10 protein-coding genes and 1 tRNA gene are annotated in these 12,571 nt (G+C 35.2%); 3 read left to right on the top strand and 8 right to left on the bottom strand.

Annotated elements, in window-relative coordinates; all coding sequences use genetic code 11:
• Positions 1 to 25: 25 nt before the first annotated feature.
• The 3 genes from QMO11_RS02365 to QMO11_RS02355 all read right to left on the bottom strand — a co-directional run bounded on the left by QMO11_RS02365 (position 26) and on the right by QMO11_RS02355 (position 5,833).
• Positions 26 to 1,630 (bottom strand): sulfatase family protein, encoded by a 1,605-nt coding sequence (locus tag QMO11_RS02365; protein ID WP_282035863.1) that lies wholly within the window; start codon positions 1,628 to 1,630, stop codon positions 26 to 28.
• Positions 1,631 to 1,760: 130 nt separating this feature from the next.
• On the bottom strand, positions 1,761 to 4,037 hold the full coding sequence (locus tag QMO11_RS02360) for an FAD-dependent oxidoreductase (RefSeq protein WP_282035862.1): 2,277 nt from the start codon (positions 4,035 to 4,037) through the stop codon (positions 1,761 to 1,763).
• A gap of 155 nt (positions 4,038 to 4,192) precedes the next feature.
• Positions 4,193 to 5,833: a sodium:solute symporter family protein gene (locus tag QMO11_RS02355; protein WP_282035861.1), complete on the bottom strand. Its 1,641-nt coding sequence runs from the start codon at positions 5,831 to 5,833 to the stop codon at positions 4,193 to 4,195.
• A 146-nt stretch (positions 5,834 to 5,979) separates the two neighbouring features.
• On the opposite strand from QMO11_RS02355, the gene QMO11_RS02350 reads away from it, so the two are divergent.
• Positions 5,980 to 6,996 carry a LacI family DNA-binding transcriptional regulator gene (locus QMO11_RS02350; protein WP_282035860.1) on the top strand — a complete coding sequence of 339 codons (1,017 nt, stop codon included), beginning with the start codon at positions 5,980 to 5,982 and terminating at the stop codon, positions 6,994 to 6,996.
• Positions 6,997 to 7,089: 93 nt separating this feature from the next.
• Positions 7,090 to 7,176 (top strand) — tRNA-Ser (locus QMO11_RS02345).
• 366 nt (positions 7,177 to 7,542) lie between these two features.
• On the opposite strand, the gene QMO11_RS02340 is transcribed toward QMO11_RS02345, so the two are convergent.
• Positions 7,543 to 7,758, bottom strand: a complete 216-nt coding sequence (locus tag QMO11_RS02340) for a class II aldolase/adducin family protein (protein ID WP_282035859.1) — start codon at positions 7,756 to 7,758, stop codon at positions 7,543 to 7,545.
• Between the two features lie 428 nt (positions 7,759 to 8,186).
• On the opposite strand from QMO11_RS02340, the gene QMO11_RS02335 reads away from it, so the two are divergent.
• Positions 8,187 to 8,708 carry a helix-turn-helix domain-containing protein gene (locus tag QMO11_RS02335; protein WP_282035858.1) on the top strand — a complete coding sequence of 174 codons (522 nt, stop codon included), beginning with the start codon at positions 8,187 to 8,189 and terminating at the stop codon, positions 8,706 to 8,708.
• A 72-nt stretch (positions 8,709 to 8,780) separates the two neighbouring features.
• Here QMO11_RS02335 and QMO11_RS02330 read toward each other — a convergent pair whose 3' ends face one another.
• From QMO11_RS02330 to QMO11_RS02315, 4 genes are all read right to left on the bottom strand, one after another.
• The gene (locus QMO11_RS02330) at positions 8,781 to 9,398 is read right to left on the bottom strand and encodes a hypothetical protein (RefSeq protein ID WP_282035857.1); all 618 of its coding nucleotides are present in this window, start codon (positions 9,396 to 9,398) and stop codon (positions 8,781 to 8,783) included.
• A gap of 42 nt (positions 9,399 to 9,440) precedes the next feature.
• Positions 9,441 to 10,124: a hypothetical protein gene (locus QMO11_RS02325; protein ID WP_282035856.1), complete on the bottom strand. Its 684-nt coding sequence runs from the start codon at positions 10,122 to 10,124 to the stop codon at positions 9,441 to 9,443.
• Between the two features lie 161 nt (positions 10,125 to 10,285).
• Entirely contained in the window at positions 10,286 to 10,840 is a 555-nt protein-coding gene (locus QMO11_RS02320) for a hypothetical protein (RefSeq protein WP_282035855.1), read from the bottom strand.
• A gap of 60 nt (positions 10,841 to 10,900) precedes the next feature.
• On the bottom strand, positions 10,901 to 12,562 hold the full coding sequence (locus QMO11_RS02315) for a hypothetical protein (RefSeq protein ID WP_282035854.1): 1,662 nt from the start codon (positions 12,560 to 12,562) through the stop codon (positions 10,901 to 10,903).
• Between the last annotated feature and the right edge of the window lie 9 nt (positions 12,563 to 12,571).

The following is a 12,571-nucleotide window of genomic DNA, read 5'->3' as shown; positions in this document are numbered from 1 at the left end:
GTTTATGAAGGTGTTTAAAGCTATTTTAGTCGTTCCAATGTTTTGTGATCACTTCCTGAATGTGGGGATAATCTTCATCTTCTTCATTTAAATCTGCTCGCTTTTGTAAAAGATCTTCTTTCATATTAGCAATTACACCGGCATATTTTGGATTGTTATACTCATTTTGCATTTCTTCGGGACCTTGCCTTAAATTATAAAACTCCCAAGCTACAGGAGTATCAAAATCGTACCTCCCCCAGGTATCAGACTTTGTTCCTGGTTTATAATATCTGCCATAAAAGAAAATTAATTTATAATCTTTAGTTCTAATACCAAAATGTGCTGGGTTTGCATGTCGACTGCCCATGTGCATCCAATACCTGTAATAAGTTGATGTGCGCCAATCAGCGGGCTGTACTCCTGTATCTAAATAACTTTTAAAACTAGAACCTTGCATATACTTTGGTATAATCCCTCCTGCCATTTCAATAATTGAAGGAGCAAAATCAGTATTATTAATTAGCATATCACTATGTATCCCTTTTTTAAATGCTTTTGGATAACGCACAATGAAAGGCATGCGCATTGATTCTTCGTACATCCAACGTTTGTCAGTATAATCATGCTCCCCTAGCATAAAACCTTGATCAGCTGTATAAATAATAATGGTATTGTCTAACTCTCCCGTTTCCTCAAGATAATCTAAAAGACGTTTAATATTATCGTCAACTCCCTTTACACAACGCAAATAACGCTTCAAATACTCTTGATAAGCCTTGTGTTTATGCTGTGGGTCATTAGGATCTAATCCCATTTTTAAAGTACGCCCCATCCCTCTAATGGTATTACGCATTCCTACAGAAGAACCAATATCGTGTATTAGAGCATCATTTTCTCCCCTAGTCGCTATGGAACCATGGTTTCCCGATTGATACAAACTAGCTGGTTCAGGAATATAAGTATCCTCAAGGTAAGTACTGTATCGCTCGGCATACTCAAACATATCATGAGGTGCTTTAAACTGATGCAGCAGCATAAATGGTTTAGATTTATCGCGCTTATTTTTAAGCCAATTTAGCGATCGATCAGTAATAATGTCTGAGGAATGACCTTTGTATGAATTAACCTTAAGCTCACGCTTATGCCCATTTCCAAAGTTGATGTTTTTTGTAATACTTCCATCTCTGCATATTAAATCTGGATTATGGTATTTTCCTTGCAGAGGAAGCACTTCGTAATAATCAAAATTACTGGGTTCATTTTTCAAATGCCACTTTCCTATAACTGCAGTTTGATAACCAAGTTTTTTCATTTCCTGCGGCAGATACTGTTTCTCAATTGGTAGGGCAGCGTGCAAATCGAGTACTCCATTGGTTTGTGGATATTGTCCAGTAAGAATACTAGCCCGGCTAGGCGTACAAATAGCATTGTTACAAAATACATTATCGAATACAATTCCATCCGCCGCCAAGGCATCAATATTTGGCGTTGGATTTAATTTTGCAAGTCTACTTCCATATACACCAATGCCCTGTGTGGTATGATCATCAGACATGATATATAAAATATTAACAGGCTTTGTTTCTTTAGCACACGATACAATAGTTAATACTAGAATTGGTATATAGAGTAAATAGTTTTTAATCATAGAAAATAATAGTTAGTACTCAAATCCATATTTTATTTATCTAGGGCTATTTTTAGCTAAACTCCATTTCAATAAAAACCTAACTATCCGAAGCCTTAAATGCTAAGTACTTCGGATAATACAAATTGTTTTAACAGATAACTTCAAAGATCGAAGCAGGCACATCTTTTGATGGGTGCTCCACTTCTATGATTAAACCTTTGGTTTTAATTGCTTCATCAATTTGTATATAATTCATGGTCTGATAATTCCCTCTTACTTCCTTAATTACAACGCCATCGAGTGTTTTAATTGTAAAATTGCGAACACAAAATGGAACTACTTCCTCTGGATGTCCATACTGAACTGTTTCCATAGCATGATCATAATCTGTATCGAAAAATAAACGTATAGAAGAGAGTTCTTTTTCTGTATTCCATTCAATTTTTAATGTTGGATGACTATCGTTAATGTCAGCAACCCAAGCATTGGCTTGCAACCAAGGACGCACATAGCCATTTCCAATATTATTTACATCAAAGGATGAAATAGCTGGACTTATTTGCATGGCTATATTTTTACCTTCTGGACGACGATTTGGAATCCAAAACTCAAACTCATCAACTCCAATTCCATCAGGAGGCGTTTGTTTACCATTATTAGATACCTTTTCGTTTACCCCATTAAACACGGTCATTACACCACTTACTAGTGTATTACTCTCAGCTATACTTAAGTGCTCATTTGCCATGAAAGTTATAAATCCATACAAATCTTCATCAACTGTAGTATCAAATTCAAACGTAACATCTTGTATTCCTTTACTGATGGTGATTGTTTTACTTTCCAAAATTAGTTCGGGTGCATAGTTACTCGCCAATTCTGATCTTCGCAATTGCACTTCCAATTCGGTATCGGCATCAGCTTTTAACTGCACGCTAAATGCATATTTCTGATTGGCCTTTAATGGTAGCATTTGCGCTGCAGAAACACCTAACTTTAACCATTCTCCACTATTTGGCAGCGTTGTTAATTGTAAAGATGAAGAAGCTGTAAGTTCTGCATCGTTAACTAAATTCACACTTCTTTCAATTGGTTTATTTAAAATACTTTGCCCTGTTTTATTTAATTCGTTTTGAAGATGCTTTATTTTGCCATTCTCCAAGATTTGTGCTGGCAACAAGTTATCCTCATTACAAATAGCAGCTGCCATCCCTACTGCCTGAGCACCAAAACCACAGGTAAGCATTACCCGCGTAGAACCAAATGCAATATGAGAAGCACTAATATTACGACCTGAAAGGAATAAATTGTCGATATCCTTACTTACAAAACTGCGATAAGGAATATCGTACACACCTTTTGAATGCCATTGTGTACAACTTGATAATTCGCTATAAACACCATCTGCAGGATGTAAATCGACAGCCCATCCCCCAAATGCAACCGCATCATCGAATTTCTGTTGGCCTAATACATCTTGTTGCTTCATCATATATAAACCTTCGAACCTGCGACTTTCGCGTTTACCCGGAACATTGGCAACCCATTCTAAAGAGAGGTTTTCTACGCCTTCGAATTCACCAGAATTTTTAATGTAATCCCAAACGCCGTATATTACTTTCCACAACTCCCATTTAATATCTTCGGTTTCATGTATTGTATCTAAACGACCTCCATACTCAAACCACCAGAAATTACAACCCGTTTGATCTTTACGGATGATTTTATAGCGAGGAATGGCACTAATATCTTTTAATGCATAGGATGGCGCCACATACTTAACGGGCTTATCGCTTGGCTTGCTATAGAAGAACATGGAATGTCCTAATAACTCCCCATAGGATTTATCTGGAGCAAAAAGCTCTCCGAATTCTTCTTTAGATTCTGCACCAATTCTGAAACTCGCACCCGCCTGAAAAGCAACCAAACCATCACCTGTAGAATCACAGAACAATGGTGCACTTATTTTGTATTCAGTTGAATTTTGACTATTAAAGCCTATTATACTTTTTATATTTCTATCATTCTTCTTTTCCACCTCAGAAACCGAAGTATTTAAAAGCAATATGATATTGCTCTCGCTAACTACCTTATCCAATAAAATGGTATCAAAAATAACTGGATTACCTTCTTTATTGCGATATAAGTTTTCTACCAATATCTCATCAATAACTCCGCCTTCGCGAGACCAGCGGTTGTTGTTTCCCATATGCGAAGTTGCCCCTAAAGCCCATAGGCGAACCTCTGACGATGCATTCCCTCCCAATACAGGTCTATCCTGAACTAAGATGGTTTTAGTTCCTTTACGTGCTGCTGTTATTGCGGCACAAACACCCGATAATCCTCCTCCGACTACTACAAAATCAGCTTGCATGTGCACGGTATTATTATCGCGCTTTTTTGTTGAGAAATTCTCTTGAATCATTTTTCAATTTCTTTTGAATCGTTTATTTGATGCCTTTAGCTAGTCATCAAATTATATGCTCTTATTTAAACCACACAAAATGGATGAGATTGGATAATCTAAGTCTCGCGAGAACCTTGAAACACCCATATATAAATGTGATTAAAGAACTAATATTACTTATTTTTATAAACTATTATTGCTCCAACTATTAATACAATAAGCCCCATACTACCAACTAAGGTAGCGCCATTTTCGGCGATAAAAGATAGGCCTAAAATTAACGAGCCCGTTGCTCCAACACCTATACCAATTACTCTGGCTCCTTTCTTATTTCCTGCAGTTTCGTCTTCCTCTACCTTAACCTTTGCATTATTTTTTGTTTGATACATTTCATATTCAGTACCCTTGGAAGGAGAACCACTTATAATAAATTCCGATATCAATAATAAAACAATAGGTAACCCAACACCAAGCATCATTTCTGGGGCTCTTCCTAACTCAACGTTTATAAGAGATGGGGCTAAGAATTTAAAAAATGCATTTACAATTAATGAAATAACAGTAACTGTTAAGGCTGATTTACCTGTAATATTTTTAGAAAACAAGGACCATAATGGCGGTAAAAACATTGCACCTCCTGTTAAAGCAGCTAAACTCATAACCACCTCTACTATGCCGCCTAACATAGGTACAAGTAAGGCAACAATGATGGTGATGACACCTAAAGAAATTGTAGCAATTTTACCAACCTTTACTAACTGTTCATCGCTCGCATTGGGTTTTAGGTTTTTATATACATCATTAGCTAAAACACCTGCTGATATATTTAGGGTAGTATTTACAGAACTTGATGTGGCAAATACCATTCCGCCTAACATTAAACCAAGCATACCAACTGGTAATACTTCTTTACACATTAAAAGATAAGCACCTTCATCGGCCAAGCCACCTAAATCGGGATTTAAAACACGATAAATCATTGGTGGCAACATCCAAATAAGTGGACTAAAAACGTAAAGACCACCAAACAGCAAGCCTACTTTTTTAGCGTCCTTTGGGCTACCTACCGAGGTATAACGCTGTACATAGGCCCAGTTTCCTGCTATAAAAAAGAGATTATACAATCCGAAGGCAACCATAAATAACGGCGAGTATTCATCGTTCACAAAATCGAAGAAATGATCAGGTGCATTATTTACGAATTCACTTATTCCACCAATTTTATCAAAGGACATTGGTACTACAATAAGCACTGCTGCTGTTAATACAACAAATTGCAGCACATCAGTAACAATTACCGCCCAAAGTCCACCAACTGTGGTATATATTAATATTAATACGCCCAAAAATACTATACTCGCATAAATAGGAATACCGGTAGATACTTCAACAATTTTTGCAACGGGATATAAAAATGCGCCCGTTGTAAATACCGAGATCAATAAAAACAAGTAAGTATAAACCTTTTGTGTTTTATACCCCAAACGGTCTGTTATATATTCGGCTGCTGTTAATGCGCCCGTTTTTTGCCAACGGGGTGCAATAAATAAACCTATTATAATACCTGCAATACACATGGTCCACTGAATGGCAATGGCCACCCATCCACTTTGATAGGCAATGGAACCCCAAACAACAAATGTACCTGCAGAGAAGAAACTCATGAATAATGATAGCCCACTCATCCACCAGGGTAAAGCACCTCCGGCTGCAAAAAAGGATTTCATGTTTTTGCCCGAACGAGAAAAACTCATACCGCAGATAAAAACTAAAAGTGTAAATACTAAGATTACTGTTAAATCAATTGCTCCCATGTTTATTTTTTGTTTGATGCTAAATAAGCTAATTCAATTAGCTTGAACTAACAAATAATCGCAATATTTTTCGGAAACGTTTCTGAAAACGTTTTTATTTTTCGGAAACGTTTCCGAAATTAGCCGCACAAAATCCAGCACTATATATGAAACATATTACCATAAAGGATGTCGCAAAAGAGTTAAATCTTGCAGTATCAACAATATCGCGAGCATTTAATGATAAGTACGATATTAAACCCGAAACTAGAGAGTTGATTTTAAAAACTGCAGAAGAAATGGGCTATCGCCCCAATCCCATTGCCCGAAAACTAATTCAGCAGCGATCTTTTAATGTAGGTATAGTAGTGCCCGAGTTTGTAAATAGTTTTTTCCCAGAGGTTTTACTGGGTGCACAAGAAGTTTTGCACGAAAAAGGCTATCAGGTATTAATTATGCAGTCGAACGAATCGGAAGAAACAGAGCTGAAAAATGTAGAAACCTTGGTAGATAATATGGTGGATGGACTACTTGTTTCGCTCACTTCAGAAAACAATAACAATTCTTTTTATGAGAAATTATTGAAACGAAACATGCCAATAGTATTCTTCAATAGAGTAGCTGAGAATTTAAATACTAGTAAAGTGGTTTTTGATGATTACAAATGGGCATTTTTTGCGACTGAACACCTAATTGTTCAGGGTTATACTGACATTACCCATATTGCTGGTCCTAAAAACTTATTACTTAGTAAAGAACGAAGTAGAGGTTTTAATGATGCACACCGAAAGTATAAATTAACTCCTGGCCATATAATCAGCTGTGGATTTAGCATGCGTGAGGGTGAAGAGTTAGCACAACAAATGGTGGAAGAAGATACTGTACCTCGTGCTATTTTTGCAGCAAGTGACCAAAGTGCCATCGGCTTTATGAAGACACTTAAGAACAATGGTTATAAGATACCCGAAGATGTGGCTATTGTAGGTTTCTCAGAATCAAAATTAGCCGAGCATGTATGTCCTAGCCTAACTTCGGTAAAACAGCCAACTTACGAAATTGGAAAGGCTGCTGCCGAATTATTGGTAGAACAGATTAATAACAAGGGTATATTTGTTCCGCAAAGCATAGTTCTTAACGGTAAATTAAATATTAGAGAATCATCTGTTCAAATTACCAATGGGTAAATGAAATCTCACCATTTCATAAAACATAATTTACTCACAAGTATTACTACAGTAAATCCGATTCCTTTTTATATATTTGCCGAACTGAAATAAGGAGAGGTGACAGAGTGGCCGATCGTGTGCGCTTGGAAAGCGTATGTACCTTTACCGGTACCGGGGGTTCGAATCCCCCTCTCTCCGCTGAGTGCGAAAGCAATTTAAAGAAACCCCTGTAAGTCAATACTTACAGGGGTCTTTCATACGCAAAAGTATAATTGAAGTATATTTGAATATGGACTAAAGTTTGACGTTTTTAGTCTAAATCAAAAAATGTAAAGTATTCCGCTGTGCCTGCAACGTTTTAATCTTGATTCCTTCTCGATGAACTCATAGATGTAACTTCACAATAAAATTTAAACATTCTATGAAAGTTAGAAAATAACACTATGATCTTGTTCTATACTAATTAATAAAAACTTCTTAAAAAAGGTAATGTTCCACTATGGAATCCAAACATAAACCCTTCTTTTTTATCTTATTATCAGACACTTAAACACTTACTGCACTCTAAATAAACTGCTCCAGTTCAGTTAACTGATCGTTACTTAAACCAACAGGATCAAATCCGGCAGCCCAAGCTGTTAATAATAATTTCGCACCCTTATTGGCTACATCAAGATAATCAAATGCTTTCTCAACATCTTCACCTGTTGCTGTTGCTCCGTGTTTCTCCCATAAAGATACGTTATGGTTCTTTAAGCCATCAATTGTTTTATCTGCCAAATCTTCAGAGCTTGAATATGAAACGGCTCTGACACAGAATTATGAACATACCCATGATAGAGGGTGTCAATTGGGTTTGATACCCTCTTTTTACAAGCATACCTTAACTTTGCACCACCACACCTTGCCTTTTCATGACAAGGAGTCACTTTTAACCTTAGGGAAATGCCTTTTTATGATTGGGAATTGCCTTTTTGCCTATAGGAACAGCCTTTTTCTGACAAAAAGCCACTCTTTAGACTTGGACATTACCTATTTTACCCTAGGCACAGGCTTTGCGGCTATAAGAGGCTTGTTTATGATATAAGGCACATCAAATTTTAAAGTAAGCAGTGCATTTTCATTCCTAAATTAACATATGTAGCTGAACATAAACTAAACCACTATGGACTGAAAGTCCATAGTGGTTTAGTCATTTTAATATCGGAATGCCCTATGATAACATTTCTCCTGGGGTTTTCATTTTTAAAATAAATGAACATATAAAGGAGAAATTACAGATAATAAAGCAACATCTAAATTATGAACAATCGAAATTTAGTTTTTATTCTAGCCTAGCTATTCAATCATTAATAAGTAGCTTATTAGCTCACTTACCAGAAGATAGCTGGAATTTAGTTACTACAAATTATAGAATTTTAGATGTGATAAACTTCATCGAAAACAACATTAATGAAGAACTAACAAATCCAATATTGGCTGAACAAGCAAGGTTGGCAACGAATGCATTTACGAGACTTTTTACTGAAGAAACAGGTATATCACCTCAAAAATATGTGAAGAAAAAACGAATTGACAAAGCATGTATTTTACTACATCACTCAGAATTATCTATAGAAGATATTGCTTCTCAAACTGGGTTTGCAGATAGATATCACTTCTCTCGGATTTTTAAGAATATCACAAGTGTTTCTCCAGCTAAATATAAAAAGGAATTTGGCATGAAGTAAGCTAAACAAGGAATAAAAAAAGGGTGCCCATTTCTCAACGGACACCCCATTATCATTCAGGAAGTGTACTAATTATTTATTACGCCCCCACCATCTATTCATTTGATTTTTAGAGGTTGCTGCAACCAACTTATCATTAGTTTCTTTACTTAATGCCGTATACACCTCTTTATCAATGGTCTCTCCATTTTTCTTTCGTGCATAAAGCTTACTGTTTTGTTGTTGTCTTTCTATTAAGATCTCAGTAACATCAATTTGCTGTTGCTTAGTTAAAGACATAATCTCTGTCATTTCTTTTACTTGAGCTTCAATTTTTTTACTTTGCTTTTCATTTAATGAAGATTTTTTAGCAGTTTTCGTAGGTTTCTTCTGGTTGCAGCTTGTCCACTTTTTCCATTGATCATCTGAAACAACTTTCTTTACTTGGGCATCAAACTTTTTCCCTTGCTCTTGCCAGGCTTTTTTTGCTTCAGGAGTTCCTTTTGTAACTGTCTTTCCGATTTCTTGTGAGTCAATAACTTGAGCTGTTTTAATCTTTGTAATTTTCTTCACTTGTTTTTCACTCAAGCCCATTACTTCAGTCATCTGAGTAACTTCTTTTTCTACTTTTTGTTTTTGCCAATTATTTAGCTCCTGAGCAAATGCACTTGTTGATAAAACTAAACAAAGTGCAACTAATAAATTCTTCATAGATATCTTCTTTAATAATTTAAACCGTTATTTTTATTCCATTTAATTCTTCATTTCTTTTCTATAGGTCCACCACATATTCATTTGCTTTTTTGATGTGGCTTCTAGTAAACCATCTGAGGTATCTTTTGATAGCTTATCATATGCTTCTTTTTGCTCGGCAGAACCCTTTGCATAATCTTTCATAATTTTTTGAGACCTCTTACTTTGCGCTGCTTTAACATCAACCACTTTAATTTGCTGCTCTTGTGTAAGCGACATCACTTTTGTCATTTCAGCAAGCTCTTTATTTACTTTACCCAGCTGATAAGAAGTAAGTCCTTTAGATTGGATATATGCGCTTGTTTGTTCGCTTAAACCCTCTGCTGTATTTGCTTTGCTTTTATTATTTGCCGACTTATTTTTATTTTGACTATCAATCCATGTTTTCCATTGCTCCTCTGATACTACTTTCTTTACTTGTCCGTTAAACTTTCTTCCATGATCTTGCCATGCTTTTTTTGCTTCAGCAGTTCCTTTTGTTACAGACTTCATAATCTTATCCGCATCAAGAGCTTGCGCTGTTTTGATTTTCGTTAGTTTTTTCACCTGCTTTTCATTTAACTCCATAACTTCTGTCATTTGAGTTAACTCTTTCTCTAATTTCTGTTTTTGCCAATTATTTAATTCTTGTGCAAATGTGTTAGCTGACAATAATAGAACTACTGCAATAACTAAATTCTTCATGTGTTTATTATTTTTGATTTATAAATGGTTTCCATAATCTGACTGCATAAAAATAGGTCTGACATTAAATATTAATGGTGGAAAGAAAGTTGTTTTATAAGGGATAAACAAAAAAAGGGAGGCTACTGCCTCCCTTTTCTATTATGGGGATTATATATTCACTAGTTATAAACTTCTACTTCGGTTAATGTACCATTAATTAAAACAACATCTTGACTTGATTCCTTAACGGGATCACCAACTCCAATTGACTCTGATCCATCTTCATTAACAATAGTAGTAGTGGTAACTGATGATGACTCTGTATTAATTTCAATATTAAGGTCTCCAATATTCTCTTCAGGACTTCCACCTAAATCATATTTCTCAATTGTATTTATAGTAGTAACTATTTCTTGGGTAGTGGTTTCACTTAATATATTTATTACGGTATCAACTGATTCTGTTAATACAACAAAAGAAACATCATAACTCTCCTCTGTAGAAGCATCAACATAATCTGTAGTCACAAATGAAGAAACAGTTAAATCTTTATTCTCAATTAGTAAAAGATCTTTTTCCTTATAGATATCGATTAGAAAATAATCATCATTCTCTGTTTCGGAGATATGATAAATAGGAACTAGTTTAATATCTGGCGTCGCATATTTATCAGGCTCACATGAATACATTGCAGCGAATAATACAACACATATTATTTTTATAAAATTTTTCATCTTATTGTATTTTTATAGTTGCACTACTGCTGATTGGCAGTAGTGCAATAAATTGATTTATTAAGGTCTATCTGATTTAGCAGCGATAAAGAAATCATCATAATAGAAAGTACCAGCCTTCGGATTCACCTGTAAAGTAAAATACGCATCAGCATAATCTTTATCAGCCGTCCACTCAAACTCCATCTCATACCATACATCTGTAGGTTTACCTGAAAACACATTACATTTTTGACTTGGATCAAGTAAATTTGTAGCTGCATTAATTTGCTTAACATTCGTTGAAGTACCTTGTCCAAAATACAGTTTATCTCCACCTGCAATATCTGAGTCTCCAGTTACAAACCTCTTGTATTTTACGGTATAAGTTACGCCAGACTTAATATTTAATAACTCACCAGCACTACCTGAGAATCTCATTTGATTACCACTTGTTCCTGGATTTTCTCCTTTTATACTTTGACTACCTGTAGCTGCTTGCTCAGTTGAATATTCAGCTGTTCCGGTTCCTTTAACAGTAGATACCCAATAATTACTATTTATTAGCACATCTGCATCCTCGAAACCTGCAACTGATTCGTCAAGAATATTTCCAATATTAATAGCAACTAATTCATCTGTAAAAATTTCTAACACACGCTCATCTAATGATTCAATTTCATTACCGCTATAGCTCACTTTAATAACATCGTTATTATAAATTTCTTCAGCAAGCACTAAATCAATAATTGTAGCATCTAAAACATTTACTTTTGCTTCACTAACAAGTACACTTGCATCATATCCATTAGGATTAGTTACGTGAACAGTAAATGTACTTTCTTGCCCAGTAAACGGTGCAATACCTCCAGAAGTTTGCAACTCAATAACTGTTGACGAGGCTTTATTAGCTTCTTTAAAGATTAAATCTTCATTTGAAGGAACTACTTTAATTTTCAGAGGAACAATTTTTGTTTTGGTAGCTGCTAAATCTTCATCAGACCTAGATGCTGTAAATTTACCGGTAAATGTACCTATTGAATTAAATGCAATCATAGAAACGGAATCCTCGCTGATTTCAGGAGTTGCATTTTTAAATTCCCAGCTATAAGTATCAGGTCTACCTTTCTCTGTTAAATCAACAAAAGTTAAGGAATTACCAAAAGTTACTTCAACTTCAGTCCATAAATCTTTTTCTGATTGAAGAGGGATTGAATCATAAGCAACACTTATAATTTCAACATCATCCTTATACACTTTAAAGGCTGGTTGAATTGAGTCATAAACATCTATTACAAAAGTTGTATCAATAACCCAAATGCCATCTTTGTATTCAGAATAAAGGGTATCATTACCGAAGAACGTAACCTCATCGCTAAAAGTATTATAAAGACGTAGAGATTGCATCCCTTCTTTTGTAAATAATACATGTACTGTTTTATCCGAAGATTCATTACCTGCATCAGGGTCAATGAATTGTTCATATTCTTTATCTTGCGTAGTAATAGAACCTTTTAAAAACTTACACCCACTGGTATCTGAAAAAGACCATGAATGACTTAAGGCTTGATGAGACAAATCAGAATAAGACATATATTTTCCGATAGACACTTTAGCTTCATTTCCAAAAGCTGTTGTATACCAGTCCACTGCCGAATAATCATTTAATGCTTCATACTCAGGCTCACAAGCCATTAGACTTGAAAGAATAGTGAATATGAATAAAATTTTTATATTTTTCATTATGGTATC

Source organism: Saccharicrinis aurantiacus (genome assembly GCF_947489045.1).
GTDB classification, from domain to species: domain Bacteria; phylum Bacteroidota; class Bacteroidia; order Bacteroidales; family Marinilabiliaceae; genus Saccharicrinis; species Saccharicrinis aurantiacus.
This window is presented reverse-complemented; position numbering and strand designations above follow the sequence as displayed.

Coding starts and splice junctions, on each gene's coding strand:
- QMO11_RS02365 (WP_282035863.1), bottom strand. CDS start 1,630: ATGATTAAAAACTATTTACTCTATATACCAATTCTAGTATTAACTATT.
- QMO11_RS02360 (WP_282035862.1), bottom strand. CDS start 4,037: ATGATTCAAGAGAATTTCTCAACAAAAAAGCGCGATAATAATACCGTG.
- QMO11_RS02355 (WP_282035861.1), bottom strand. CDS start 5,833: ATGGGAGCAATTGATTTAACAGTAATCTTAGTATTTACACTTTTAGTT.
- QMO11_RS02350 (WP_282035860.1), top strand. CDS start 5,980: ATGAAACATATTACCATAAAGGATGTCGCAAAAGAGTTAAATCTTGCA.
- QMO11_RS02335 (WP_282035858.1), top strand. CDS start 8,187: ATGCCCTATGATAACATTTCTCCTGGGGTTTTCATTTTTAAAATAAAT.
- QMO11_RS02330 (WP_282035857.1), bottom strand. CDS start 9,398: ATGAAGAATTTATTAGTTGCACTTTGTTTAGTTTTATCAACAAGTGCA.
- QMO11_RS02325 (WP_282035856.1), bottom strand. CDS start 10,124: ATGAAGAATTTAGTTATTGCAGTAGTTCTATTATTGTCAGCTAACACA.
- QMO11_RS02320 (WP_282035855.1), bottom strand. CDS start 10,840: ATGAAAAATTTTATAAAAATAATATGTGTTGTATTATTCGCTGCAATG.
- QMO11_RS02315 (WP_282035854.1), bottom strand. CDS start 12,562: ATGAAAAATATAAAAATTTTATTCATATTCACTATTCTTTCAAGTCTA.